This is a genomic window from Dyella sp. 01N448 (genome assembly GCF_056399225.1).
On the sequence record NZ_JBFTQX010000001.1, the window covers coordinates 267729 to 294055 of the forward strand.

At 64.2% G+C, this 26327-nt stretch carries 29 protein-coding genes and 1 tRNA gene; 19 read left to right on the forward strand and 11 right to left on the reverse strand.

Features of this window, described 5'->3' with window-relative positions; translation table 11 throughout:
- The first annotated feature begins 16 nt into the window (after positions 1-16).
- From AC1DKY_RS01170 to purD, 4 genes are all read left to right on the forward strand, one after another.
- Positions 17-2548: a DNA topoisomerase I gene (locus tag AC1DKY_RS01170; RefSeq protein ID WP_441601919.1), complete on the forward strand. Its 2532-nt coding sequence runs from the start codon at positions 17-19 to the stop codon at positions 2546-2548.
- Positions 2549-3121 (forward strand): L-threonylcarbamoyladenylate synthase type 1 TsaC, encoded by a 573-nt coding sequence (gene tsaC, locus AC1DKY_RS01175; RefSeq protein ID WP_441601920.1) that lies wholly within the window; start codon positions 2549-2551, stop codon positions 3119-3121.
- A 187-nt stretch (positions 3122-3308) separates the two neighbouring features.
- Positions 3309-4673 (forward strand): AMP-binding protein, encoded by a 1365-nt coding sequence (locus AC1DKY_RS01180; protein ID WP_441601921.1) that lies wholly within the window; start codon positions 3309-3311, stop codon positions 4671-4673.
- 859 nt (positions 4674-5532) lie between these two features.
- Positions 5533-6816, forward strand: a complete 1284-nt coding sequence (purD, locus tag AC1DKY_RS01185) for a phosphoribosylamine--glycine ligase (RefSeq protein WP_441601922.1) — start codon at positions 5533-5535, stop codon at positions 6814-6816.
- A 72-nt stretch (positions 6817-6888) separates the two neighbouring features.
- Here purD and AC1DKY_RS01190 read toward each other — a convergent pair whose 3' ends face one another.
- The 3 genes from AC1DKY_RS01190 to AC1DKY_RS01200 all read right to left on the reverse strand — a co-directional run bounded on the left by AC1DKY_RS01190 (position 6889) and on the right by AC1DKY_RS01200 (position 8533).
- Positions 6889-7299, reverse strand: a complete 411-nt coding sequence (locus AC1DKY_RS01190; protein WP_441601923.1) for an SRPBCC family protein — start codon at positions 7297-7299, stop codon at positions 6889-6891.
- Positions 7300-7344: 45 nt separating this feature from the next.
- Positions 7345-7791, reverse strand: a complete 447-nt coding sequence (locus tag AC1DKY_RS01195; protein WP_441601924.1) for an SRPBCC family protein — start codon at positions 7789-7791, stop codon at positions 7345-7347.
- An 85-nt stretch (positions 7792-7876) separates the two neighbouring features.
- Positions 7877-8533: a dihydrofolate reductase family protein gene (locus AC1DKY_RS01200; RefSeq protein ID WP_441601925.1), complete on the reverse strand. Its 657-nt coding sequence runs from the start codon at positions 8531-8533 to the stop codon at positions 7877-7879.
- A 231-nt stretch (positions 8534-8764) separates the two neighbouring features.
- Between AC1DKY_RS01200 and AC1DKY_RS01205 the strand changes: the two genes are divergently transcribed.
- On the forward strand, positions 8765-10639 hold the full coding sequence (locus AC1DKY_RS01205; protein WP_441601926.1) for an MFS transporter: 1875 nt from the start codon (positions 8765-8767) through the stop codon (positions 10637-10639).
- A gap of 46 nt (positions 10640-10685) precedes the next feature.
- Here the strand turns inward: AC1DKY_RS01205 and AC1DKY_RS01210 are convergent, their stop codons facing one another.
- The 8 genes from AC1DKY_RS01210 to AC1DKY_RS01245 all read right to left on the reverse strand — a co-directional run bounded on the left by AC1DKY_RS01210 (position 10686) and on the right by AC1DKY_RS01245 (position 15897).
- Complete coding sequence (locus AC1DKY_RS01210) at positions 10686-11555, reverse strand: beta-lactamase induction protein (protein ID WP_441601927.1); 870 nt, start codon at positions 11553-11555, stop codon at positions 10686-10688.
- 130 nt (positions 11556-11685) lie between these two features.
- Entirely contained in the window at positions 11686-12657 is a 972-nt protein-coding gene (gene nudC / locus AC1DKY_RS01215) for an NAD(+) diphosphatase (protein ID WP_441601928.1), read from the reverse strand.
- Between the two features lie 13 nt (positions 12658-12670).
- Positions 12671-13048 carry an iron-sulfur cluster insertion protein ErpA gene (gene erpA / locus AC1DKY_RS01220; protein ID WP_441601929.1) on the reverse strand — a complete coding sequence of 126 codons (378 nt, stop codon included), beginning with the start codon at positions 13046-13048 and terminating at the stop codon, positions 12671-12673.
- A gap of 46 nt (positions 13049-13094) precedes the next feature.
- Positions 13095-13517 carry a bactofilin family protein gene (locus AC1DKY_RS01225; RefSeq protein WP_441601930.1) on the reverse strand — a complete coding sequence of 141 codons (423 nt, stop codon included), beginning with the start codon at positions 13515-13517 and terminating at the stop codon, positions 13095-13097.
- Complete coding sequence (locus AC1DKY_RS01230; RefSeq protein ID WP_441601931.1) at positions 13504-14256, reverse strand: DUF6776 family protein; 753 nt, start codon at positions 14254-14256, stop codon at positions 13504-13506. Before AC1DKY_RS01230 ends, AC1DKY_RS01225 begins: the two co-directional genes overlap by 14 nt.
- A gap of 105 nt (positions 14257-14361) precedes the next feature.
- Positions 14362-14832 (reverse strand): bacterioferritin, encoded by a 471-nt coding sequence (gene bfr, locus AC1DKY_RS01235; protein ID WP_204634695.1) that lies wholly within the window; start codon positions 14830-14832, stop codon positions 14362-14364.
- 138 nt (positions 14833-14970) lie between these two features.
- Complete coding sequence (locus AC1DKY_RS01240) at positions 14971-15171, reverse strand: (2Fe-2S)-binding protein (protein WP_441601932.1); 201 nt, start codon at positions 15169-15171, stop codon at positions 14971-14973.
- A gap of 168 nt (positions 15172-15339) precedes the next feature.
- Complete coding sequence (locus AC1DKY_RS01245) at positions 15340-15897, reverse strand: RNA pyrophosphohydrolase (RefSeq protein ID WP_441601933.1); 558 nt, start codon at positions 15895-15897, stop codon at positions 15340-15342.
- 183 nt (positions 15898-16080) lie between these two features.
- On the opposite strand from AC1DKY_RS01245, the gene AC1DKY_RS01250 reads away from it, so the two are divergent.
- The 14 genes from AC1DKY_RS01250 to AC1DKY_RS01315 all read left to right on the forward strand — a co-directional run bounded on the left by AC1DKY_RS01250 (position 16081) and on the right by AC1DKY_RS01315 (position 26246).
- Positions 16081-16157 (forward strand) — tRNA-Met (locus tag AC1DKY_RS01250).
- A gap of 579 nt (positions 16158-16736) precedes the next feature.
- On the forward strand, positions 16737-17177 hold the full coding sequence (locus AC1DKY_RS01255; RefSeq protein WP_441601947.1) for a LuxR C-terminal-related transcriptional regulator: 441 nt from the start codon (positions 16737-16739) through the stop codon (positions 17175-17177).
- 22 nt (positions 17178-17199) lie between these two features.
- Positions 17200-17493 carry a hypothetical protein gene (locus AC1DKY_RS01260; protein ID WP_441601948.1) on the forward strand — a complete coding sequence of 98 codons (294 nt, stop codon included), beginning with the start codon at positions 17200-17202 and terminating at the stop codon, positions 17491-17493.
- A gap of 254 nt (positions 17494-17747) precedes the next feature.
- On the forward strand, positions 17748-18110 hold the full coding sequence (queD, locus tag AC1DKY_RS01265) for a 6-carboxytetrahydropterin synthase QueD (RefSeq protein ID WP_441601949.1): 363 nt from the start codon (positions 17748-17750) through the stop codon (positions 18108-18110).
- 154 nt (positions 18111-18264) lie between these two features.
- Entirely contained in the window at positions 18265-18666 is a 402-nt protein-coding gene (locus AC1DKY_RS01270; RefSeq protein WP_441601950.1) for a phasin family protein, read from the forward strand.
- A 220-nt stretch (positions 18667-18886) separates the two neighbouring features.
- The gene (locus AC1DKY_RS01275; RefSeq protein WP_441601951.1) at positions 18887-19279 is read left to right on the forward strand and encodes a hypothetical protein; all 393 of its coding nucleotides are present in this window, start codon (positions 18887-18889) and stop codon (positions 19277-19279) included.
- A 3-nt stretch (positions 19280-19282) separates the two neighbouring features.
- Entirely contained in the window at positions 19283-20116 is an 834-nt protein-coding gene (gene atpB, locus AC1DKY_RS01280; RefSeq protein ID WP_477179867.1) for a F0F1 ATP synthase subunit A, read from the forward strand.
- Between the two features lie 77 nt (positions 20117-20193).
- Positions 20194-20460 (forward strand): F0F1 ATP synthase subunit C, encoded by a 267-nt coding sequence (atpE, locus tag AC1DKY_RS01285; protein WP_266159141.1) that lies wholly within the window; start codon positions 20194-20196, stop codon positions 20458-20460.
- Between the two features lie 112 nt (positions 20461-20572).
- On the forward strand, positions 20573-21043 hold the full coding sequence (locus AC1DKY_RS01290; RefSeq protein WP_441601953.1) for a F0F1 ATP synthase subunit B: 471 nt from the start codon (positions 20573-20575) through the stop codon (positions 21041-21043).
- A 3-nt stretch (positions 21044-21046) separates the two neighbouring features.
- Positions 21047-21580 carry a F0F1 ATP synthase subunit delta gene (locus AC1DKY_RS01295; RefSeq protein WP_441601954.1) on the forward strand — a complete coding sequence of 178 codons (534 nt, stop codon included), beginning with the start codon at positions 21047-21049 and terminating at the stop codon, positions 21578-21580.
- Between the two features lie 83 nt (positions 21581-21663).
- Entirely contained in the window at positions 21664-23214 is a 1551-nt protein-coding gene (gene atpA, locus AC1DKY_RS01300; protein WP_477179868.1) for a F0F1 ATP synthase subunit alpha, read from the forward strand.
- 90 nt (positions 23215-23304) lie between these two features.
- The gene (gene atpG, locus AC1DKY_RS01305) at positions 23305-24231 is read left to right on the forward strand and encodes a F0F1 ATP synthase subunit gamma (protein ID WP_204634670.1); all 927 of its coding nucleotides are present in this window, start codon (positions 23305-23307) and stop codon (positions 24229-24231) included.
- Between the two features lie 81 nt (positions 24232-24312).
- Positions 24313-25725: a F0F1 ATP synthase subunit beta gene (atpD, locus tag AC1DKY_RS01310; protein WP_441601956.1), complete on the forward strand. Its 1413-nt coding sequence runs from the start codon at positions 24313-24315 to the stop codon at positions 25723-25725.
- 95 nt (positions 25726-25820) lie between these two features.
- Positions 25821-26246: a F0F1 ATP synthase subunit epsilon gene (locus AC1DKY_RS01315; RefSeq protein ID WP_441601957.1), complete on the forward strand. Its 426-nt coding sequence runs from the start codon at positions 25821-25823 to the stop codon at positions 26244-26246.
- Positions 26247-26327: the final 81 nt, after the last annotated feature.

The following is a 26327-nucleotide window of genomic DNA, read 5'->3' on the forward strand; positions in this document are numbered from 1 at the left end:
GCGGATAGCAAGCTTCATGGCAAAAAACCTGCTTATCGTCGAGTCGCCGGCTAAGGCGAAGACGATCAATAAATATCTCGGCAAGGACTTCCAGGTCCTGGCTTCCTATGGCCACGTGCGCGACTTGCGCCCGAAGGAAGGGGCGGTCGACCCGGACAACAACTTCGCCATGGCCTACGAGGTCATCGACCGCAACGAGAAACACGTCGACGCCATCGCCAAGGCGGCCAAGCTGGCCGACGACATCTATCTGGCGACCGACTTGGATCGCGAAGGTGAGGCGATCTCCTGGCATATCAGCGAGATCCTCAAGGAGCGCGGCCTGACCAAGGGCAAGACGCTGCATCGCGTGGTGTTCTCCGAGATCACGCCCAAGGCGATCAAGGCCGCCGTGGCCTCACCGCGCCAGCTGTCGCTGGACATGGTCGATGCGCAGCAGGCGCGCCGCGCGCTGGACTACCTGGTGGGCTTCAATCTTTCGCCGGTGCTGTGGCGCAAGGTGCAGCGCGGTCTTTCCGCCGGCCGCGTGCAGTCGCCCGCGCTGCGCATGATCGTGGAGCGCGAGGAAGAGATCGAAGCCTTCGTCGCTCGCGAGTACTGGACCATTGAAGCGGCGATGCGCCACCCGGAGGGTGATTTCAACGCCCGCCTCACCAAGCTCAACGGCAAGAAGTTCGAGCAGTTCGACCTCACCAACGAGCACGATGCGCTGGCCGCTCGCCATGCGCTGAAGCAGGCGGCACACGGCCACCTCACCGTCAGCGAGGTTGGCAGCAAGGAGCGCAAGCGCCGCCCGGCCCCGCCGTTCACCACCTCCACGCTGCAGCAGGAGGCCGCGCGCAAGCTCGGTTTCTCCACCAGCCGCACCATGAAGGTCGCGCAGGGTCTGTACGAAGGCGTGTCGATCGGCAGCGAGGGCAACGTTGGCCTGATCAGCTATATGCGTACCGACTCGGTGGCACTGTCCGAGGACGCCGTGGTCGAGTTGCGCGAGTTGATCGCACGCGACTTCGGCACCAAGGCGCTGCCGGATCATGCGCAGGCCTACAAGTCCAAATCCAAGAACGCGCAGGAAGCGCATGAGGCGATTCGCCCGACCTCGGCCATGCGCACGCCGCGCGACGTGTCGGCGTATCTCAACGATGAGCAGCGCAAGCTTTACGAGCTGATCTGGAAGCGCACGGTTGCGTGCCAGATGATCCACGCCACCCTCAACACCGTGTCGGTGGAATTCGCCGTGCCGCACGTGCACGGTGGCGATGCCTCGTTCCGTTCGACCGGCACCACCGTGGTCGATCCGGGCTTCCTCGCCGTATACGAGGAAGGCCGCGACCAGAAGACCGCCGACGACGATGACGAAGGCCGCCGCCTGCCCAAGCTCGACGTGGGCGAGAAAGTGGCGCTGCAGGACATCCTGGCCGACCAGCACTTCACCGAGCCGCCGCCGCGCTACTCCGAAGCGAGCCTGGTCAAGACGCTGGAAGAGCACGGCATCGGCCGTCCGTCGACCTATGCCAGCATCATCCAGGTGCTGCTCAACCGCGAATACGTGTTCCTCGACAGCCGCCGCTTCAAGCCGACCGACGTGGGCCGCGCGGTGAGCAAGTTCCTCACGGCGCATTTCACCCGCTATGTCGACTACGACTTCACCGCCAAGCTCGAAGACGAGCTGGACGCGGTGAGCCGTGGCGAAGAAGCCTGGGTGCCGCTGATGGAGCGCTTCTGGCAGCCGTTCAAGCAGCAGGTGGACGAGAAGACCGAAACCGTCGATCGCAGCGAAGCGACCGGCGCGCGCGAGCTGGGCAGCGATCCCAAGAGCGGCAAGCCGGTGTCGGTGCGCCTGGGCCGCTACGGGCCGTATGCGCAGATCGGCGACAAGGACACGGACGAGAAGCTGCAGTTCGCAAGCTTGCGTCAGGGCCAGAGCATGCACACCATCACGCTGGCCGACGCGCTGGAGCTGTTCAAGCTGCCGCGCAAGCTCGGCCAGGCTGAGAACGGCGATGAAGTGTCGGTGGGCGTGGGCCGCTTCGGTCCGTTCGTGAAGCAAGGCAGCACGTACGCCTCGCTCAAGCCTGAAGACGATCCGTACACCATCGAATTGCCGCGCGCCCTGCAGATCGTGCAGGAGAAACTGGAGATGATCGCCAACCGCATCATCCAGGACTTCGGCAACGGCGTGCAGGTGCTCAACGGCCGCTTCGGTGCGTACATCACCGATGGCGAAAAGAACGCGCGCATTCCCAAGGACCAGGAGCCGAAGGAACTGACCGAAGCGCAGTGCATCGAATTGCTCGCCGCCGCACCGGTCAAGAAGGGCCGCGGCGCGTTCAAGAAGACCGCCAAGAAGGCAGCCGCCGAGAAGAAGCCGGCGGCCAAGAAGGCGGCCGCCAGCAAGACGGCCACCAAGAAGGCCCCGGCGAAGAAGACCACCGTCAAAAAGGCTGCGAGCAAGAAGACCGCCACGAAGAAGACGGCGGCCAAAAAGGCTCCGGCCAAGACCGCCACCAAGAAAGCTGCCGCCAAGAAGGCGGCAACGGAAGCCTGAGTGACGGCTCGCTTCAGCCTGTCCGACCTGGATGCCGCCGCCGCGCTGCTGCGCCGCGGCGGTGTGCTGGCCTATCCGACCGAGGCCGTGTTCGGCCTCGGTTGCGATCCGCACAATCCCGTCGCGTTCGAGCGCCTGTTTGCGCTCAAGCAACGGCCACCCACCCAGGGCGTGCTGTTGATTGCGTCGGAGTTTGCCCAGGTCGAGCGCTATATCGATCTGTCCGCCGTGCCCGCCGCCGTGCTGGCGCAGGTGCGCGAGAGCTGGCCCGGACCCAACACCTGGATCTTTCCGCGCTCCGCGGACGTTCCGGCCTGGGTGGCCGGCGCGCACGCCGGCATCGCCCTGCGCGTGACGGCGCACGAACCTGCTGCTGCGCTATGCCGCGCCTATGGCGCCGCCCTGGTTTCCACCAGCGCCAATCCGCATGGCGAGCCGCCGGCGCGCACCGCTGACGTAGCTGCCGGCTACTTCGGACCCGCGCTGGACGGCCTGCTGGACGCACCGACCGGCGATCAGCTACGCCCCACCGTGATCCGCGATGCGCTCTCGGGCGCTATCATCCGTGCCTGAGTGAAGCCGCAAGGACTTGCTGACCGGGTCAGCGAGGATGAACGGTTTCCGCATGCCACGCGCTCTCAGTAGGGAGTGATTCAGTGGCTACCGCGAGGATGGGGATCATCGCGGGCTCTCTATTCCGTCCGCACGTCGGACCGGCCTGGCCGGACCGAGGGGCAGACTGCCGTTGCCGGAGAACACCTTGGCCATCGTTTTTGAAAACGTCCAGCTCGAACGATCCGCCATCGAGTTGCCGTTGCTGGCAGCGACCGCGCCGGATCGCCCGCTGGTGTGGCGCGATGGCGAGCCGGTCACCGCCGCGCGCTTCCTGGTGCACGTGCTGGCGGTCGCCGAGCAGCTGCCGGTGGCCCCTGCCGCCGTGAACCTGTGCGAAGACCGCTACGCCTTCCTGGTGGCCTTCTGCGCCATTGCGCTGCGTGGCCAGACCAACCTGCTGCCGTCCTCGCGCGCACCGCAGGCCGTGGCCGAGGTGATGGCCGCTCATCCCGGCAGCTATGCCCTGGGCGAACTTGCACTCGATGCGCCGCCGAGCCATTACCGGCATCTGCCGAGCCTGATGGACGTCCCCGAGTCGCAGGCAGACCTGACGATTCCGACCCTGCCGGCCGACCAGGTCGTGGCGATTGGCTACACCTCCGGCTCGACCGGCACGCCCAAGGGCAACCCCAAGACCTGGGGCAGCTTCAACGCCAGCAATGCGGGCAACCTGCGCATGCTGCACGACTCGGTGGCCACGCAGTTCCACGTGGTGGCGACGGTGCCGCCGCAGCACATGTACGGCATGGAGATGTCCGTGCTGCTGCCCCTGCTCGGGCATATCGCCGTCCATGCGGGCCGCCCGCTGCTGCCGGCGGACGTGGCGGCTGCGTTGGCCGAGGTACCCGCGCCGCGCGTGCTGATCACCACACCGGTGCATCTGCGTGCGCTGATCGAATCGGGCGTGACGTTGCCGCCGATCGACGCCATGGTGTCCGCCACCGCGCCGATGCCGGTGGAGCTTGCGCAGGCGGCTGAGGCGCGTTTCGGCGCGCCGCTGCTGGAAGTGTTCGGATCCACGGAAACCTGCGTGTTCGCCAGCCGCCGTTCGGCCAATGACGAGCCGTGGCTGCTGTACGACGACGTGCAGCTGCATCCCCAGCCCGACGGCACGCAGGTGCGCGCACCGCAGCTGGATGAGCCGATGACGCTGGCCGACATCGTGACGCTGCATGACGGCGGACGCCGTTTCCGCTTGTGCGGACGTCATTCGGACTTGCTCGAGATTGCCGGCAAGCGTGCTTCGCTCGGTGATCTCACCCGTCGGCTGCAGGCGATCCCGGGTGTGAAGGACGGCGTGGTGTTCCAGCTGGAGAACGGCGATGCGCTCGGTGTGCATCGCATTGCGGCGCTCGCGGTGGCGCCGGACATGGATGAGCAGACCATCCTGGACGCATTCCGTCAGTCGGTGGATCCGGTGTTTTTGCCGCGGCCGTTGAAGTTGGTGGCCGGGTTGCCGCGCAACGAGACGGGGAAGTTGCCGAGGGCCGCGTTGTTGGCGCTGCTCTAGCCTTGCTCTAGCTTTGCTCCCTCTCCCCTGCGGGGAGAGGGCTGGGGTGAGGGGCGGGTGCTCGCGGGAACGTTTCTTCTTCGCCGTCGTCCCGGCGCAGGCCGGGAGCCAGAGCCTCGGTTTCTGGTTGTCGCGTTACCGCAAGGGTGCCGCCTACGCGGCGGGCGTTTCGATCGGCTGCCGCCGACCGAGTCACTTTTCTCTTGCTGGCCCAAGAGATCCCTCGGGACTAGCTTCGCGTCGAAAGTAACCCAAAGAGAATGGCCTGATAACGCCCGCAGCATCGTGCTGGGATAAGCCCGAACGCTTGAGGCGCGCTGTTGTGGGACAACCTCCGAGGGTACACAGGGGATACTTCCAAGCGCTGCGCAACGCGCCAGAATCGCTGAGGACTTAAAGCGGGGCCTCGCTGCGCATCGGCTGTGGGTCACAGATGGCGCACTTGGTGCCGCGCCTGGCGCTTGGCTTGTCTGTGGGAGCGCACCCTGTGCGCGACGGCCACGCTGGGGTGTACCGCTCCGTAGGTTTGTCGCGCACAGGGTGCGCTCCCACAAAGAACTGAGCGGCAGCATTGATCCGCCATCCACAGGCCAGCGCGATCCCTTGTAGGAGCGCACTTGTGCGCGACCGCGGAGCTCAGATGTGCCGCTCCGTAGGTTGGTCGCGCACAAGTGCGCTCCTACAGTTGCGCCGTGGCCAGCTTGCCGCCACGCGATGCGCCGCACTCCTCACTCTCACCTGGCCCCAACCCAGCCTCCCGCTGAAGCTCCCCCGGTGCTGCACTGCGAAAACCCCCGCCGCCCTTTACAATGGCCCGCTGCGCCGCTCCAGGCGCACCCCTATGGCAGTTGGAGTCCCCATGAAAGTCCTGGTCATCGGCAGCGGCGGGCGTGAACACGCGTTGGCGTGGAAGCTCAAGCAGTCGCCGCGCGTGAGCGAAGTGATTGTCGCCCCGGGCAATGCGGGCACGGCGCGGGAAAAGGGTGTGCGCAACGCCGACGTGGCGGTGACCGACCTGGATGGCTTGTTCAAGTTGGCCAAGGACGAAAAGATCGGGCTGACCGTGGTCGGTCCCGAAGTGCCGCTGGTAGCCGGTGTGGTCGACAAGTTCCGCGCGGCGGGGCTGCGCTGCTTCGGCCCGCGCGCGGTGGCCGCGCAGCTGGAGGGCTCCAAGGCATTCGCCAAGGACTTCCTGCTCCGCCACAACATTCCCACCGCGCGCTACGCGGTGTTCACCGAACTCAACCCCGCGCTCGCCTATGTGCGCCAGCATGGCGCGCCCATCGTGATCAAGGCCGATGGCCTGGCCGCGGGCAAGGGTGTGGTGGTGGCGTTGACGCTGGCGGATGCCGAGCAGGCGCTGCATGACATGCTGGGCGCGCATCAGTTTGGCGATGCATCCGCGCGCGTGGTGATCGAGGAATTCCTCGACGGCGAGGAAGCCAGCTACATCGTGGTGAGCGATGGCCAGCACGCCTTGCCGATGGCGAGCAGCCAGGACCACAAGCGCCGCGACGAAGGCGATCTGGGTCCCAACACCGGCGGCATGGGCGCGTATTCGCCTGCGCCCGTCGTCACGCCTGACGTCGAGAAGCGCATCCTCAAGGAAGTGATCGAACCCACCCTGCGTGGCATGGCGATGGAAGGTGCGCCCTTCATCGGCTTCCTCTACGCCGGCCTGATGATCGACAAGAGCGGTACGCCCAAGGTCATCGAGTTCAACGTGCGCTTCGGCGATCCGGAAACGCAACCGATCATGCTGCGCCTGAAATCCGATCTGGTGGATCTGATCGAAGCCGCGCTCGACGGTGAGCTGCATCACACGCATGTGCAGTGGGACGCGCGCCCGTCGCTCGGCGTGGTGATGGCGGCGGGTGGTTATCCGGGCAAGGTGCGCAGCGGCGACGTCATTACCGGGCTGGACAGCGATTTTGGCCCCAGCGTGAAAGTGTTCCACGCCGGCACGCAGCTCGATGCGCAGGGCAAGGTCGTCACTGCCGGCGGTCGCGTGTTGACGGTGTGTGCGCTGGGCAAGGACATCGCGGCTGCTCGTGAACACGCTTATGCGGCAGTGGCCAAGATTCACTACGAGGGCGGCTTCTGCCGTCGCGATATCGCGCATCGCGCGCTGCATCGCCTCTGAGCTGATCGATTCATCCCGCTGAAAGCCCCGGATTTCCGGGGCTTTTCTTTTGCATCATCCGTGACAGCGCATTCATCGCGCCTCTTCCACGATCTTCTTCAGCGAACGCAGTACGTCGCCAAAATCGCCCGTCACCTGCGGCCCGATCGCCTCAGCCTCGGGGCCGGTGATCCCGGTGGCGTAAGTCACTCTCACCCGATGTGGCGAGAGTGCTTCGATACGGTGGTCGACCACAACGCGCGTTTCATCGATAACGGTTGCGTCGGTAAAAGCCTTGCGCTCGTCCACCGCGATCAAGGTGCTGACGAACGCGTCCGTGCCCGGCGGCTGCATGGTGAAGGTGGTGCCGGTGGCAAACGGCCCATGCAACTGGATGTGTTCGATGCCTGCGTTCCAGCGCTGCCAGCCGTGCACATCGGCAAACACCGCCCAGACTTGCGCCGGTGTGGCGTCGATCTCGATGCCTTCTTCATGCGTCCACATGACAGCTCCTTGCGAGTCGTGGAACGCAGGCGTTCCATCAATGAATCAGCCGGGAATCTCCGGCTCGACCAGGTTCGCCAGATGCAGCAGCGACTCCTGCCAGCCCAGATAGCATGCCTCGGTGGGGATCATCTCCGGGATGCCTTCCTGCACCACGTTCATTTCCGTGCCGCAGGAAACTTGCCTCAGGGTGACCGTGGTCTGCATCTCGCCAGGCAGGTTCGCATCGTCGAAGCGCGCGGTGTAGCGAATGCGTTCACCGGGCACGAGCTCCCGATAGGTGCCGCCAAACGAATGGCTGTGACCGCTGGTGAAATTGGTGAACGACATCTGATAGGTGCCGCCGACCTTGCCATCGAGATACTGCACCTTGCCGGTGAAACCATTGGGCGGAAGCCAGCGCGCCATGGCGTCGGCATCGAGGAAGGCGCGATAGATCTTCTCGGGCGTGGTGCGAAGGACACGGTGGAGCGTAACGGTACCGGTGGTCATGCCTGGGACTCCTGTTCAGGGAAGAACGGTCCGCGGTGGGACCTTCATCCATACGACGAACCTGTCGCGCCTTTTTCGACGTCTGCTATCGATCCTCTCGACGCAGGATGACGTGAGTGGCGCGTTCGCCTGCGATGCTGTCCACCGCCTGGTAACCGAGCTCAGGCAGGTCCAGGCCCTGGAACAAGGCTTCGCCACAACCCATCAACCACGGCCGCACAGCCAGATGAAGCTCATCGATCAGGCGCGCCTCAAGGTACTGGCGCACCGTGGACACACCGCCACCGATGCGAACGTCCTGGCCGTTCGCGGCGACACGTGCCTGTTCCAGTGCGGCGTCGATGCCATCAGTGACAAAATAGAACGTGGTGCCACCCGCCATGGTGAGCGGTGCGCGTGCGTACTGGGTCAAGACGAACACCGGCACGTGATACGGCGGCTCCTCACCCCACCAACCCTTCCAGCTGTCATCAGGCCATGGGCCACGAACCGGGCCGAACATATTGCGGCCGAGTATCCACGCGCCAATGTTCGCGAAGCCCTTTTCCGCCATGTCGTTGTCAACGCCGGTTTCGCCCTCGCTGCCGCTGTCGCCATGCATGCGCTGGAACATGCGGGTGGGGAAAACCCATTCCATCAGGCCCAGGCCACCCACGCCGAGCGGATGCTCAAGATCCTGGGCGAGTCCCGCGGCGTAACCATCCAGCGATACGGCAAAACTTTGCACGCGAACTTTCGACATGACGACTATCCGTGTTGGAGGAGTTACCTATCCGACGAACCATCGGCGCCGATATCGACACGAGCTGATCCCGGCGCCTGCCGACGCAACGGAGCATGCCAGAAAGCGAGCGGAGGCGATGTCGACGCCCGGTCGTCACCGCTTGCCGATGCAGACGCCGACGAGCGTCCGTGCGTGATGTCCCCGCTGCTATGCTCCGCGCGTGAAGGACACCACGCCACCGAGCTGCGCATGAGCCAATTCAACCTGCTGGGAAGCCGACGTTTCGCGCCATTCTTCTGGACGCAGGCGCTGGGCGCGTTCAATGACAATGCGTTCCGCAACGCGATGGTCATGCTGGTGGCGTTCCAGATGGGGCTGGATGACAAGACGGTGTCGCTCTACACCAATCTGGCGCCGGCCCTGTTCATTCTTCCCTACTTCCTGTTTTCGGCCACGGCCGGGCAGCTGGCGGAGAAATACGAGAAGTCGCGCATCATCCGCTATGTGAAGCTGTTCGAGATCGCTGCCATGGCGATCGCCGCAGTCGGCTTTTACACGCACCACACCACCTTGCTGCTGGTGGTGCTGTTTCTGATGGGGCTGCACTCGACCACGTTCGGTCCAATCAAGTACGCGATCCTTCCGCAGGCGCTGAAGCCGGAAGAACTGGTCGGCGGCAACGGCCTGGTGGAAATGGGCACGCAGCTGGCGATGCTGATCGGCATGATCGCCGGCAATTCGTTGATGTTGATTGCGGGTTATGGGCCGTTGGCTGCCTCCGCCACCACGATTCTTGTCGCGGTGCTTGGCTATCTCGCCAGCCGGCGCATTCCGCCAGCACCTGCCACGGCGCCGGATCTCGTGTTCAACTGGAATCCAGCCAGCGAAACCATGCGCGTGCTTGGCATCACCAAGCAGGATCGTCGCGTGTTCAACGCGGTGCTCGGCATTTCCTGGTTCTGGTTTTTCGGCACCGTGTTGATCGCGCAACTGCCCAATTACACGCGCCTCAACCTGGGTGGCGACGGTTCGGTCAATACGCTGGTGCTTACGCTGTTTTCGCTGGGCACGGGTGTCGGCGCCTTGCTGTGCGAACGCATGTCCGGACGCCGCGTGGAAGTGGGCCTGGTGCCGTTGGGTGCATTCGGCCTGACGGCATTTGGCGTCGATCTCTACCTGGCCCATCCGCATCTGGCGACCGCGCATGGCCTGGACTGGCTGGGTTTCATCCATGGCGCGGGCAGTTGGCGCGTGGTGATGGATCTCACCCTGATCGGCGTCTTCAGCGGTTTCTACGTAGTGCCGCTGTTCGCCTTCGTACAGGCGCGCACGCCGCGCGACCGGCTGTCGCGCGTGATCGCGGGCAACAACATCATCAACGCGCTGTTTATCTGCCTGGCCTCGGGTTTCGGGCTGGCGCTGGGTGCACTGGGTTTCACTGCCGTGCAGATTTTCCTCGCCGCCGCGCTGCTCAACGTGCTGGTGGCGGCGTACATCTTCACCATCGTTCCCGAATTCCTGATGCGCTTCATCACCTGGGTGCTGGTGAATACGCTGTACCGCGTGCGCGTCGACGGACTGGAAAACATTCCGCAGGAAGGTCCTGCCCTGCTCGTGTGCAATCACGTGAGCTTTATGGATCCGTTGCTGCTGATGGCGAATCTGCGCCGGCCCGCGCGCTTCGTCATGTACTACAAGATCTTCAATATCCCGGTGTTGAAGTTCGTGTTCCGCACGGCCAAGGCGATCCCAATTGCAGGACAGAAGGAAGATCCGGTCGTGCTGCAGCGCGCCTATGACGAAGTGGATGCCGCACTCGCCGATGGCGAGCTGGTGTGCATCTTCCCCGAGGGCGGCTTGACCAAGGACGGCGACATCGCGCCGTTCCGGCCTGGCGTCGCGCGCATTCTGGAGCGACGCCCCGTGCCGGTCGTGCCCCTGGCCTTGCGCGGTTTGTGGGGCAGTGTGTGGAGCCGGCGCGATTCGATGTTGCACCGAGCGCGCCTGCCGCGACGCTTCCGCGCTCGCGTGGAACTGGTCGCCGGTACGCCCTGTTCACCTCAGGACGTGCAGTTGGACACGCTGGAGGCTCGCGTGCGAGAGCTGCGTGGCGATTTCGCCTGACAACTTGCTTGGCGATCGCACCGGTCCCGTGCGATCGCCCGCTTGATCAGCCCATCCAGCCAGCCAGTACGATCAGGGCCACGACACTGAGCCACGCCAGCAGTGCGCGCAGCAAGGCGCCGCGCAGGCGGATGAGTTCGGCCAGCGTATCGATGCGTTCCTCGGCGTAACCGTCGCCTGCTTCGATATCCACCTGCACATCCGCACGCGCGGCAGCGCCGAGGAAACCCGGGCCTTCCACGTACCAGCGGTTGGGCGGCTGTTGCTGGTGCCAGTGCTTCCACGCGCCAATCACTGCATCCCAATGGCCAACCAGGGCGAGCGTAAACACCATCAGCTGCGCCGGCAGCCAGTCGGCCACGTTGGCGAAGGCACGGGCGGCATGGCGCGCGGCGGTGTCCAGGCGCAGGGTCTGGTCACGGCCCAGTGTCTGCGCCAGGCGATAGAGCAGTGCGCCGGCAGGACCGAGCAGGAAGAACCACAGCAGCACGCCAAAGCGTCGGCGCAGCGCGGCATAGGCGGTCGCTTCACCAAGTGCGAGCGCATTCCAGGCCACCGGCTCGCCGTCGTCCGACAACGCCTGGGCGGCGGCTTCGCGTGACGGCTGGTCGGGTGCCTTGATGATGGCTTCGAGATCCGCTTCGTACGCGTGCGGACCGAAGCAGTACAACAGCACCACCAGGGCAAAGATCAGGCGAAAAAGATCGCTGCCCGGCAACAGGTCGATCAGCCATATCGCGATCAGGCACAGCACCACCGGCACGCCCAGGGTCACCGCGACGCGCGCCGGTCCGCTGGTGTCACCCAGCTGCGCCACCCAGCGCCGGAAGCCGCCGTCGCCGCGCCAGTGCGCGAGCTGCGGCATGACATGCACCAGGCCAAGTGCGATGAGTGCAGATAGCAAACTGACAGCCATGAACGCGTTACTCCCGGTCGATGGGCGCATTGTAGGACAACGCTGTGACGGGTCAGTGGGTACGCAGCCGGGCGTGCTGCTGGTCATTGCGGCGCAGGCCGGAACGACAGCCAGGGAGGTCCGGAAAACCTCAGCCCTTGCGCTGCGCGACCAACTCATCGAGCTCCAGGCCCGCCTGTTGGCGCAGCCAGTGCTCGAGCAATCGGTAAGACACCGACAGCGGCAACGAAGGCAGGAAGCTGCCATCGGCGATGCCGTCGACGATGTCCTGCGGCGTAAACCAGCGAGCCTCTTCCAGCTCTTGATCGCGCAAGCGGATGGTGCGTGACAGCGCCTTTGCCGTGAAACCCACCATCAGCGATTGCGGCAGCGGCCATGGTTGCGACGAGTGATAGTGCACCTCGCCCACGGTCACGCCGGATTCTTCCGCCACTTCGCGGCGCACCGCATCTTCCAGTGATTCGCCAGGTTCCACAAAGCCCGCGAGCGTGGAATAACGGCCCTTCGGCCAGCCGGCCTGGCGACCGAGCAGGCAGGCGCCCTGGTGTTCCACGATGACGATGACGGCGGCATCCGTGCGCGGAAAATGCACGCGTCCGCATTCGGCATTGGTGCACTGCGCGCGATGACCCGACGCCACCAGCACCAGCGGCGAGCCGCAGTAAGGGCAATGTCGTGTTTCGCGCTGCCAGTGCACCAGACCCTTGGCGTAGGCGAAGAGACCCGCTTCGTCGGCGGGCAGCAACAGACCGATATCGCGCAGGCCGCCGCGGCGGGCACCGAGAGCCAGTTCCAGCGCTGCCGCACGTTCCGCCTCGTCGATCGCCAGCAGGAAACGCGGCTGCTCGTCCGCCAGGCCCATGAAGCTGGCCTTGATGTCGCCAAGCAGACGCTCGCGCTCGGCGCTGTCCAGCCAGCGCAGCGTGTCGCTATCGGGTAACAGGTAGGTCTGGCCGAGCGGGTCGATCAGCAGGTAGCGCGCGTTCTCGGATGCGCCCAGCTCGTTCACCCACATGCCTTCGTCGCGCCGTTCGGCGACGCGATCGAGGATCAGGCTGAGTCCCGCGAAAGTATTGGGTCGCGCCAAGGTGATGCGATCCATGCCGTGACGACTCTCAGGTGGAGAAGGACGAGCCGCAGCCGCAGGTGCTCTTGGCATTGGGATTGCGGATGACGAACTGCGAGCCGCTCAGGCTTTCCGAGTAGTCGATCTCGGCGCCGGTGAGGTATTGCAGGGACAGCGGGTCGACCAGCAGGGTGACGCCCTCGCGGTCGATCGCGAAATCGTCTTCGGCCTGGGCTTCGTCAAAAGTGAAGCCATACTGGAAACCCGAGCAGCCGCCGCCGGTGATGTACACGCGCAGCTTCAGCTCCGGGTTGCCCTCTTCCTGGATGAGTTCGTGCACCTTGCGGGCCGCCGCCTCGGTAAACACCAGGGCAGAGCCGGCGCTGCGGTAATCGGGAACGATGGGGAGAGAGACGACGGTATCCATGATGCTCAAGTGGGGATGCGACAACGCGTACGCAAGGATACCGCGATCAGGCCGGTACGGCTTCGGCGTCCCGCATCGACGGCGCCGGCAGCTCGCGAGTCAGCTCGGCGGCCTGGTGGCTCATCCGCCCGTTGACCTGCGCGCCGGCGGCCATTTCTAGCGTTTTGTAGTGAACGTCGCCGATCACGCGCGCTTCGGGCGCCAGTTCCAGGCGGTCGCTGGCATGGATGTCGCCCCTCACTTGCCCGTTGATGATGGCGTGGGGGACATGGATCTCGCCCTGTACGTGACCGTTCTCGCTCAAGGTGAACACGGCGCCTGCTTCATCGGCCAGCACCGAACCGACGATCTGGCCGTCGAGGTGCAGCGCGCCGCTGAAGCGCACGTCGCCGTGGACCACCGTGCCGCGGGCGATCAGGCTGGTGTCGTGGCTGTTGGGTGCGCGCTCGCTGCGCTTACGGTTGAGCATCTTGTTCCCCTTGGGTCGGTGTCAGGTGGCCCGACAGCGCCTCGCCCCAGGCGACCGCGCGGGTGACCGGGTCGTCCCCGGCTGGCTGGGCCTTGATGATCAGGCGGGTGGGCCGAAAATCGGTGGGCAACACGATGGTGCCCTGCAGCTGCTGGAAATATTTGAAGCGGAAAGGCATGCCGTCGCGCTGCGCGTTGTCGCCCAGCGCCGACCAGTCGAGCTGGATCACCTTGTCGCCGCGCAGGCCCTCGACACTCACGCTGGCGTTGCCGGTGACATCGTCACCGCGCTTGGCATTCTGGGTGAGGCTGAGCGTGAGGTTCCACGCGTGCGAATTGTCCACCGGCTGCAGGCGTACCTCCTGCACCTTGAGTCCCTCGCGCTGGGCATCGCCGCCGGTCAGGCGGGAGTAAAAGCCCAGGTCGGCGCGCAGGCCGCTGATTTCCTCTTCGCGCTCGCCCAGCGTCTTGCGCAACGAGCGCGTGGCGATGTCGGCCACCTGGCCCGCTCGCTGCAGGTTGGCCACCTGCTGCTGGAGGTCGTCGTTCTGCTGGGTCAGCGCCTTGAGCTGGCGCGCTTCATTGGCGGCCGGGGTGGCGCGGTGGGCAAGGCCGCCCACCACCAGGGCGACGATGACCAGGCTGGCCAGCCAGGCTGCGCCTAGCCACAACGCGCGGCGCCGCCCGACGGACGCGTCGTGCGGACGTACCACGAAGCGCGGCGGTGGGCGTGAAGCCATGCTTGGCTATCCGGGGGAAAGGCCAAGGTATAGCCCCGCTGTGTAGAAAGCGTCAAGGAACGGCGGCACGCTTTGCGCGCCGCTCCGGGGGTGCCAAATGGCCGATCAGCTGTCGATCTTGGACTGCAGGTAGCGCTCGGCGCTCAGGTCCTTGATCAGGCTGAACTGGGTTTCCAGCCAGTCGATGTGTTCTTCCTCGTCATGCAGGATGTTCTTGAACAGGTCGCGGCTGACGAAGTCGGCAATGCTTTCGCTGTGGACAATGGCTTCGCGCAGATCCTTCACGGCGGCCATTTCCAGGTCCAGGTCGCCCTGCAGGCATTCCACCGGGTTTTCGCCGATGCGCAGCTTGCCCAGGTGCTGCAGGTTCGGCAGCCCGTCGAGGAACAGAATGCGCTCGACCAGGTTGTCGGCGTGCTTCATTTCCTCGATCGATTCCTTCCTCTCGTGCTCCGCCAGCTCGTCGTAGCCCCAGTCCTTGTACATGCGGTAATGCAGCCAGTACTGGTTGATCGCGGTCAGCTCGTTGTAGAGGACCTTGTTGAGGAATTCGATAACTTTCGCGTCGCCCTTCATGGGAAGTCTCCTTCAGCGCAGAGGGCGACTATACGGCGAGTTTTTCAGCCATGTCGGAACGAGAATGACTAAGAGTTGCGCATGCAAAAACGCGCAGCTAATGCCGCGCGTTTCGGGGGAGATCTGTGGGGTGCCGGGTCAGGCGATGGCGACTACTGGCAGGGTCGACATGACGTGCTGCACCGCCTTGTCCAAGGTGGCGCGCGCTTCCTGTTCGCAACAACCGCAGCAGTCCGAACAGCCCGTGCGAGCCTGCAGCTCGGCGAACTGATGGACGCCTTCGCTGGCGGCCCGGCGGATGTCGCCGTCGGTGACGGCGTTGCACATGCAGATATACATGGCACATATGGGAACGCAAATGCGAATGATTGTCAACTCAGAACTCGTGTCGTTCCCGGCGGGGTGATTCAGCTGCCGTCAGGGTTGGTGAAGAAGGCAAGCGGGCGAATACCGCTCTGCCGTGGGCGAACCTGGGCATCGGCTGTGGGCGAGCCGGCTGGCGGCCCGTCAGGCCGCGGCCTTGCCCTTGCGGGGGGTATCGCCCGCGTCCGGACCGTCGCGGTGCGGCAGGTCACCCAGCTGGACGCTCAGCAGGGTCTCCACCAGCGGCGCAAAGTGGCGCAGCGCGCGTTCGTAGACCTGGCGCTTGAAGTTGACCACGTGGGCGGCCGGGTACCAGAAATCCACCCAGCGCCAATGGTCGAATTCCGGCTTCTCGCAGGCATCCAGACGCAGCGCTTCCTCGCTGCCCACCAGGCGGAGCAGGAACCACACCTGTTTCTGGCCGATGCAGGTCGGGTGCTGGTGGTGGCGTACATAGCGGCTGGGCAGGCGGTAGCGCAGCCAGCCGCGGGTCACGCCGATCACTTCCACATGGTGCGCGGCCAGGCCGGTTTCCTCTTCCAGCTCGCGGTACATCGCCTCCAGCGGCGTCTCGTCGCTGCGCATGCCGCCCTGGGGGAACTGCCAGCCATCACGATTGACGCGGCGCGCCCAGAACAGCCGGCCGTCCGCATTCAGCAGAACGATGCCCACATTCGGACGATAGCCATCGACGTCGATCATGTTGCCTCCTGGAGCCGGGCGGATACGGCGGACTACAGGAAACCACCGCGGCTCGGAGTCGATTCAAGCACAGCGCAGGAAGCGGGGGCAACCGGCCCCCTTGAACCGGAAGGCGCTGACAACTAAACTGCCGGGCCCTGCCTGGTCGACCTCACGTCGACAACCCTGGCAGGCGGCACCCAAGGCTATGTAGCTCAGCCGGTTAGAGCACAGCACTCATAATGCTGGGGTCGGTGGTTCGAGTCCACCCATAGCCACCATCGATCCGATGGTCCCAATCTCCCTGAATCCAGCGGCAAGTCTGTTCTCCGCCCGTTTCGTGACGGGACGGGAGCGAGCCGTCGTCGTGTCTCGGATCTTCGCCGCGCCGCTCCCCCTGGCTTATCTGTTCCGCATTCAGTCGATCGCGGCATCAAGATCAAAACCGCCCCGTCGTGTTGCCTCCGCGTGTTGCCCTCGCCAATAAGCGCTCCCTCTGTGATGAAGGGCGACGCATCGCGCGCTACGCGCTGCCCTAAGTAGTGGAGTGGCTACTCCCCAGCGCGGATAGACGCTCTCCTGACCCGTTGTCAGTTTCATCGCGTACCCATCCGTCGACGTCTTCGGCGCGCGGACATCGAGCCACCGTTTGTTTTTGAAAGCACCGATGCGGATCGACAAGTTGGCTGCAACAGTGCGGAGCACCATGGAAAAGAGGTCGGTCATGCCGGCCGGACACTGCGTCGCGATGACGCGTCATCGAGCGTGCCCCGTCGCCATCAGCGTAGCGAGGGATCCGTCACCCGCCCGATGCCGTGTTCTGGCGTCAGTTCCACCACGTCGCTGTTGGCATCACATCCATGATGGTTCCCCAATCCAGTTTCCGGTTATCCATGCTCACCAAGCGCGAGTACGAGATCCTGCGCCTGATCGCCTGCGGCATGAGTTCGCTCACGATTGCCGCGGCATCGGGCATTTCCATCCATACCGTGCGCCAGCACCGCACCAATATGCGCACGAAGATGGCCATGCGCCATCCGGGCGCGCTGATCCGCTACGCCATTCTTCATCTGGGTGAGCGCCGGTCGGACGATGCCAGCGACAGCCGCGATCTGCTCAGCACACGCGAGCGCGAGATCTGTCGGCTGGCGGGGACAGGCGTGTCCAACGACGATATCGCCGCGCGCCTGAGCATCTGTCCGATTACCGTGCGCAAGCATCGTCAGAACGCGATGCGCAAGTTCGGTGCGCAGAGCACCGCAGATTTCATCCGGCGTGTCGCCCATGCCTTCGTCGAATGAAGCTTATTTGGGGCAGCCCTGCGTGAGCGGTTCACGCCTGCCATTGCGGCCGCCCGACTTCGTCGCGCTGCTTGAGCCCAGGGGGCGCGACGATGAGGCCTTGCCAGCAGGCGTGTGGGACACCGTGCTCTATGTGCAAAGCCACTGCTGGAGTGCGCAGGCGCGTCTACTGGCGTGGTCCGACGATGCAGGCCGCGTCGCTGAAGTGTGGCTGCGCCATCGGCAGAGTGCGCGGGCCGTGTTTGCACCCCGCGCGGAATTCCAGTTTTGGTACCGAGGCGCGCGCACGAACGCGCGCGTGATCGTCGTCGTGTGATTCATCACCTGGCGCGGCAAGCACGCCATCGCCGTGTGCAATCGCACCACACAGGTGCTGCCTGCCAAGGCCGGCCCCGCTGCGATGCCCCTCGCTTAAGAAGTCGCAGTCAGCGCAAAACCGCGCCTGCCCGGCATTCCGGGCTCTTTTCCACGAGCGGTGGGCCGAGTCGATCCTTGAAGCTCCGATTCCTCCCGCGCTTCGGCAAGCTGCCGCTGGAGTGGGTGTAAGCCGCCAGGCGCTAGAATGGCCGCATGCATATCTTCAAAGAATTCCACATCGAGGCGGCTCACCGCCTGCCGAACGTGCCGCCGGGCCACAAGTGCGCGCGGCTGCACGGGCATTCGTTCCGTATCCAGATCCACGTCGAGGGCGAGCCTGATCCCACGCTGGGCTGGGTGATGGACTTCGCGGACGTCAAAGCGGCCTTCGCGCCGCTGTTTGACCAGCTCGACCATCATTACCTCAATGACATCGAGGGCCTGGAGAATCCCACCAGCGAAGTACTGTGCCGCTGGATCTTCAAGCGCCTGCAGCCGGCCCTGCCGGGTCTGGACAAGGTGGTGGTGCACGAGACCTGTACCTCGGGTGCCAGTTGTAGCCGTGACAGCTTTTGACGCGTCGCAATAAATGAGCGTTTGACTGTAACGGATTGGTAATCTTGAATTTTTCATGACACGTGTTCGTGTTCAGGAAAAATATATTGCAATGCACAAAATGATTTGGTAGGGTAGCCGCCACTACCCCTAATCCCGTCGAGGGACCCAAGTCATGACGCAGCAACTGAACTCCCAGGTTTTCGCCTACGCCAAGCAGCTGGCCGATAGCGCCTTCAAGGCACAGTCGGTGGCCTTCAAGGGTTTGGAGCAGGTCGCCGATCTGCAGATCCGTGCGCTGGAAAAGCAGACGGAAGCTGCGGCTGACTTCTTCAGTGGCGCCCTCGAGACCCGCGATATCGACGGTTTCCGCGTCCTTTGGGAAAAGGCAGCTGCCGCCGGTCGTGAAAACGCCGAGCGCGCCGTGGCCGTCACCCAGGAAATCATCGCCGTGACGCAGAAGACCGCCGAATCGCTCAGCGCGCTCGCGCAGGAGCAGCAGCAGGCTGCCAACGACGCCGTGGCCGCTCCGGTTGCCGCCGTCAAGAAGGCCGCTGCCGCCGCTGGCGCCAAGTAAGACCGCTTAGCGACGCAGCGCTTCTTCCCCCCAGTTGCGTCTAAGGGCCGGACGGTTGTCCGGCCCTTTTTCTTTCGTGAGTTCTCACGACGGCTGCTAGTTTTGTGAACAGATCGGCCTGTGGACAAGATGTCGCGCCAGCCGCGGCTTGTCGCTGTAAATGCCCCGCTGATATACTTTTTGGGATTGGACCGTGGCCCGCAGCTGGTTCGGTGCCGCCTTGAGCGAAGCCGCGCGGGAACATCACGTGATCAACAGTCTTGCTTCCGGTCGTCGTCTGGCACTGCGCATGATTTTGCTGCAGCTCGCCGTGGCGGTGGCCGTCGGTCTCACCTTCCTGATGCAGGGGCCCCGCGAAGCCGTGGCGGCCGCTGCAGGCGCCACGCTGGTGGCGCTGGGTTCCGCGCTGCTGGCGTGGCGCTCCTTCAAGGGGTTGGGTGGGGGAGGCACGGCCATGTGGCACGTGATGTCAGGTTTGGTCCTGAAGTGGATCGTGATCTTCGGAGGGCTGATCGCGATCCTGGGTCAATGGAAATTACCGCCACTAGCTGCCATCACGGGGCTGGTGGCTGCTTACGCAATAAATCTGCTGGCGTTCAGATTCAAGGGCTAACACATGGCAAGCGAGCCGCAGGGCGGACTAACTGAGTACATCCAGCATCACCTTCACCACAATGTGGTGAGCCTGGGTGATGGTACGTTCATGAAGATCCACGTCGACTCGCTCGTCGTGTCCTTCGTGCTGGGTGCCCTGTTCTGCCTGTGGTTCTGGCTGAAGGCCCGCAAGGCGACTTCGGGCGTACCGTCCAAGGGCCAGGCCTTCGTCGAGATCATCGTGGAGTTCGTCGACACCCAGGTGAAGGACACCTTCCACGGCGATCGCCGTACGGTGACCCCGCTGGCGTTGTCCATCTTCATGTGGGTCGTGTTCCTGAACACGATGGACCTGTTGCCGCTGGATGCGCCCGGCTGGGGCGTGAAGACCATCGCCGGTGCCGAGGTTGCTCACCACACCTTCTTCCGCTGGGTTCCCACCGCCGACATCAACACCACCATGGGCCTGGCCCTGGCCGTGTTCTTCATCGTGCTCGCGCACGGCATGAAGGCCAAGGGCGTGGGCGGCTTTGGCTGGGAGCTGATCACGGCGCCGTTCCATGCGGACAACGTGGTCGTCAAGATCATCCTGATGCCGTTCAACCTCGCGCTCAACGTCATCGAATACCTGTCCAAGCCGGTCTCGCTCGCCATGCGACTGTTCGGCAACATGTACGGCGGTGAGCTGGTCTTCATGCTGATCGCGGGCCTGTTCGCGGGCTGGATCAGCTTCCTGCCGGGTGTGCTGTTCAACACCGTATGGGCGATCTTCCACATCCTGATCATCCTGCTGCAGGCGTTCATCTTCATGATGCTGACCATCGTCTACATCGCGACGGCGCGTGAGCATCACTAAGTTTCGCTTTACTCCAAGTTTCGCTTCATCTTTCTTGTTCCAACCAACAACCCGTTATCGATTCACAGGAGAACACCATGGAACTCATCGCACACGTGCAGGGCCTGACCGCCATTGCCATCGGCATCATCATCGGCCTCGGCGCTCTGGGCGCTTGCTTGGGTATCGCCATCATGGGTTCCAAGTTCCTTGAGTCCGCCGCACGTCAGCCGGAGCTGGTGCCGCTGCTGCAGGGCCGCATGTTCCTGCTCGCCGGCCTGATCGACGCTGCGTTCATCATCGGCCTGGCCGTTGCGCTGCTGTTCGCCTTCTCGAACCCGCTGATCAGCGTCCTGCCGCACTAAGTATTCGCTTGGCCGCAAGGCCGATCGGAGAGCGGGTTAGGTGGTGCCGCGGCGAATCCAAAGCCGCGGCTTCACGTCAGCTTCAACGCGTTCGGGAGTATTTGGAAAGCTCATGAATATCAATCTGACTTTCCTGGGCCAGATGGTTTCTTTTGCCATCCTGGTCTGGTTCACCACCAAGTTCATCTGGCCGCAGCTCAATCACGCGATTGAAGAGCGCCAGAAGAAGGTTGCCGATGGTCTGGCCGCCGCTGAAAAGGCGCGCGCCGAACTCAAGGACGCCGACGCCAAGGTGGCCGTCGAGATCAAGCAGGCCCGTCAGCAGGCCAACGAGATCATCGAGCGAGCACAGCAGCAGGCCAACCAGATCGTGGACAAGGCTCGCGCCGAAGCCGTGACCGAGGCCAGCCGTCTGAAGGCCGCCGCTGCCGAGGAAATCGTCAGCATGCAGCAGCGTGCGCGCGAAGAACTGCGTGGCTGGGTCGGCCGTCTGGCGGTCCAGGGTGCGGAGAAAATCGTGCAGCGCGAAGTCGACGTCAACGCCCACAAGGCGATGCTCGACCAGCTCGCGGCCGAGATCTAAGCCATGGCACAGGCAATCACCCTCGCCCGTCCGTATGCGCGTGCCGCCTTCGAGGTAGCCCATGCGGCCGGCTCGCTGGGCGCATGGTCGCAGGCGCTGGCCTTTGCCGCGGAAGTGGCAAAGGACTCGCGCGTGGCCGGTTTCGGCAACGATCCGCGCGTGACGTCGGACCAGCTGGTCGCGTTGCACCTGCCGCAGGGCATGGCTGCCGACGCGCCGTTCGCCCGTTTCCTGGGTGAGCTGGCCGAGCACCGTCGCATGGCGCTGCTGCCGGAAATCGCCGCGCTGTACGAACAGTACAAGCGCGAATCCGAATCGCAGCTGTTGGTGAAGGTGACCAGTGCATTCGCGCTGGATGCCGCCCAGGCTGAACAGCTGAAGGTGTCGCTGAAGCGTCGCTTCAAGCGCGAGATCGAACTGGAAACCCAGGTCGACGCCTCGCTGCTGGGTGGCGTGGTGATCGATACCGGCAGCGAAGTGATCGACGGTTCGGCTCGTGGACGTCTGGCGCGCATGACCCGCGCCTTGACTGCCTAAAAATTTAAGCGAAGTCCGTTTCGCGAAGAGCCCCGCCCGCGGCAGGCGCTTCAAAAAAGACTCAAATCTCAGGATATCGACCCATGTCCAGCTCCACCTTGAACCCGTCCGAGATCAGCGAACTGATCAAGACCCGCATCGAGCAGTTCAAGCTCGGCGCGGAAGCACGTAACGAAGGCACCATCATCAGCGTGTCCGACGGCATCGTGCGCATCCACGGCCTGGCCGATGTGATGCAGGGCGAAATGATCGAACTGCCGGGCAACTCCTATGCGCTGGCGCTGAACCTCGAGCGCGACTCGGTGGGCGCCGTGGTGCTGGGCGAATACCAGCACCTGCGCGAAGGCGACACCGCCAAGACCACCGGCCGCATCCTCGAAGTGYCGACCGGTCCGGAGCTGCTGGGTCGCGTGGTCGATTCGCTGGGCAACCCGATCGACGGCAAGGGCCCGCTGAACGCCAAGACCAGCTCGGCCATCGAAAAGGTCGCGCCGGGCGTGATCTGGCGTAAGTCGGTCGACCAGCCGGTGCAGACGGGCTACAAGTCCGTCGACTCGATGATCCCGATCGGCCGCGGCCAGCGCGAGCTGATCATCGGCGACCGCCAGACCGGCAAGACCGCGCTGGCCATCGACGCGATCATCAACCAGAAAGATTCCGGCATTAAGTGCATCTACGTTGCCATCGGCCAGAAGCGTTCGTCGATCGCCAACGTGGTGCGCAAGCTCGAAGAGAACGGCGCGCTGGCCAACACCATCGTGGTGGTGGCTTCCGCTTCCGAGTCGGCCGCGCTGCAGTACATCGCGCCGTATTCGGGTTGCGCCATGGGCGAGTACTTCCGCGACCGCGGCGAAGACGCGCTGATCATCTATGACGATCTGTCCAAGCAGGCCGTGGCCTACCGCCAGATCTCGCTGCTGCTCAAGCGCCCGCCGGGCCGCGAAGCCTACCCGGGCGACGTGTTCTATTTGCACTCGCGTCTGCTCGAGCGTGCGGCTCGCGTCTCCGAGGAGTACGTCGAGAAGTTCACCAACGGTGAAGTGAAGGGCAAGACCGGTTCGCTGACCGCGCTGCCGATCATCGAAACGCAGGCCGGTGACGTGTCCGCCTTCGTGCCGACCAACGTGATCTCGATCACCGACGGCCAGATCTTCCTGGAAACCGACCTGTTCAACGCCGGCATTCGCCCGGCGGTGAACGCCGGTATCTCGGTGTCGCGCGTGGGCGGTGCCGCCCAGACCAAGATCGTCAAGAAGCTGTCCGGCGGCGTGAAGCTGGCCCTGGCGCAGTTCCGCGAGCTGGCTGCGTTCGCGCAGTTCGCCTCGGACCTGGACCCGGCCACCCGCGCCCAGCTGGACCGCGGCCAGCGCGTGACCGAGCTGATGAAGCAGGCGCAGTACGCGCCGCTCTCCATCGCCGAACTCGCACTGTCGGTGTACGCCGCCGAGAAGGGCTACCTCGACGACCTGCCGGTCAACAAGGTGCTGCCGTTCGAGAAGGGCCTGCACGCGTTCATGCACCAGAACCACGGCGAGCTGATGAAGAAGATCGTCGCCACCGGTGACTGGAACAACGACATCGAAGCCACCTTCAAGTCCTCGCTCGACGAGTACAAGAAGACCGGCAGCTGGTAAGCAATAAAGGGTGTACGGCCGTCCAGACGGCCGTACCGCACTCCGGTCAGCTGACCGGGATCGCACTAACCCAGATAGGTTGAGGCAAACGTGGCAAGCGGACGCGAAATCAAAACCAAGATCAAGAGCACGCAGAACATGCGCAAGGTGACGCGCGCGCTCGAGATGGTCTCGGCCTCGAAGATCCGCAAGGCGCAGGATCTGATGAAGGCCTCGCGTCCCTATGCGCGTGCCATGCGCAAGGTGATCGCGCACGTGGCCCAGGCCAGCACCGACTTCAGCCATCCGTTCCTGCTGGAGCGCGAGAAGGTGCAGCGCGTCGGCTTCCTGGTGGTCAGCACCGATCGCGGTCTGTGCGGCGGCCTGAACTCGAACCTGTTCCGTCGCCTGCTGCCGATCATCCGCGAGTGGCAGGACAAGGGCGCGGAAATCGACGTCGTCGCCGTCGGCCAGAAGGCCACCCAGTTCTTCCGCCGCATCAAGGGCGTGAACCTGATCGGCAGCGTCACCCACCTGGGTGAGAAGCCGAAGGTCGAGAGCCTGATCGGTGTGATCAAGGTCATGCTCGATGCCTACACCGAAGGCAAGCTCGATCGCGTGTTCCTGGCCCACAACGACTTCATCAACACCATGACGCAGAAGCCGGCGGTCCACGCACTGCTGCCGCTGCCGGTGGTGGCACAGGAGATGGTCAGCGGCGAAGGCAAGCCGAACTCGCCGGATTTCCCGGTGGCGGGCCTCAAGCTCGAGCAGAAGCACGACTGGGATTACATCTACGAACCCGATGCCGCCACCGTGCTTGAGCACGTGCTGGGTCGTTACATCGAGTCGGTGGTGTACCAGGGTGTGCTGGAAAACCTCGCCAGCGAGCATGCCGCGCGCATGGTCGCGATGAAGAGCGCATCCGACAACGCCAACAAGGTGATCGGCGAACTGACGCTGATTTACAACAAGGCGCGCCAGGCGGCGATCACGCAGGAAATTTCCGAGATTGTTGGTGGTGCCGCGGCGGTATAACCGGCGCTGTAGCCCAAAATTATTTTGGCGACGCATAGCGGCGCCGCAACAGACACTAAAAGATCCATCCGGAGCACATCCATGAGTCAGGGCAAAGTTGTACAGATCATCGGCGCGGTCATCGACGTGGAGTTCGCACGCGATCAGGTGCCGCAGGTTTACGACGCGCTGAAGGTCGACGGCACCGACATCACGCTGGAAGTCCAGCAGGTGCTGGGTGACGGCATCGTCCGTACGATTGCCCTCGGTTCCACCGATGGCCTCAAGCGCGGCCTGGTGGCCCGCAATACCGGCGAAGGCATCAAGGTGCCGGTCGGCAAGGCCACGCTGGGTCGCATCATGGACGTGCTCGGCAATCCCATCGACGAAGCCGGCCCGATCGGCGAGGAAGACCGCTGGGTCATCCATCGCGAAGCCCCGAGCTACGACGACCAGGCCACCGCCAACGACCTGCTGGAAACCGGCATCAAGGTCATCGACCTGATCTGCCCGTTCGCCAAGGGCGGCAAGGTCGGCCTGTTCGGCGGCGCCGGCGTGGGCAAGACCGTGAACATGATGGAGCTCATCAACAACATCGCCAAGGCGCACTCGGGTCTGTCCGTGTTCGCCGGCGTGGGCGAGCGTACCCGCGAGGGCAACGACTTCTACCACGAGATGAAAGACTCCAACGTGCTCGACAAGGTCGCGATGGTGTACGGCCAGATGAACGAGCCGCCGGGCAACCGTCTGCGCGTCGCGCTGACCGGCCTGACCATGGCCGAGTACTTCCGCGACGAGAAGGACGCGTCGGGCAAGGGCAAGGACGTGCTGCTGTTCGTGGACAACATCTACCGCTACACGCTGGCCGGTACCGAAGTGTCCGCGCTGCTCGGCCGTATGCCGTCCGCCGTGGGTTACCAGCCGACGCTGGCCGCCGAAATGGGCGTGCTGCAGGAGCGCATCACCTCGACCAAGACCGGTTCGATCACCTCGATCCAGGCCGTGTACGTGCCCGCGGATGACCTTACCGATCCCTCGCCGGCGACCACATTCGCCCACTTGGATTCGACCGTCACGCTGTCGCGTAACATCGCCTCGCTGGGTATCTACCCGGCCGTGGATCCGCTGGACTCGACCAGCCGCCAGCTCGATCCGGATATCGTCGGCGCCGAGCACTACGACGTGGCCCGCCGCGTGCAGGGCACGCTGCAGCGCTACAAGGAGCTCAAGGACATCATCGCGATCCTGGGCATGGACGAGCTCTCCGAAGACGACAAGCAGGCCGTGTCGCGCGCCCGCAAGATCGAGCGCTTCTTCTCGCAGCCGTTCCACGTGGCCGAAGTGTTCACCGGCTCGCCGGGCAAGTACGTGCCGCTGAAGGAAACCATCCGCGGCTTCAAGATGATCGTGGACGGCGACGTGGACCACCTGCCTGAGCAGGCGTTCTACATGGTCGGCGGCATCGACGAGGCCATCAAGAAGGCCGAGGAAATGGGCGCCAAGAAGGCGGCCTGATCCCTGTGAGGCATCACGGTGAAGCGCGCAGGCCGCACTTCACTTAGCTCCACACAGCATCGTCTGCTTTTCACCGAACGCACCGGAATACCGTCATGAGTCATACCCTCCGTGTCGACATCGTCAGCGCCGAAGCCGAGATCTTCTCCGGCGACGCGCAGCTCGTGGTCGCCACCGGCGAGATGGGCGAACTGGGCATCGCGCCCCGCCATGCGCCGCTGATCACCCGCCTGAAGCCCGGCCACGTGGATGTGGTGCTGGCCAATGGCGAGCGTCAGCAGTTCTGGGTGTCCGGCGGCATCCTGGAAGTGCAGCCGCAGGTTGTCACCGTGCTGGCCGATACCGCCGCACGCGCCTCCGACCTGGATGAAGCCGCCGCCCAGCGCGCCAAGCAGGAAGCGGAAGACGCCCTGGCCAATCGCACCGACGCGGTCGAGATCGCCGAGGCGCAGGCCAAGCTGGCCCAGGCCATCACCCAGCTGCAGGCGCTGGAGCGCATGCGCAAGACGCTCAAGCACTGAGCAAGCTTGCCCGGGTAGCACCCCGCAGAACGCCGGCCCTGGGCCGGCGTTTTTGTTTATGCTGAGGCTACTCGACAGCGA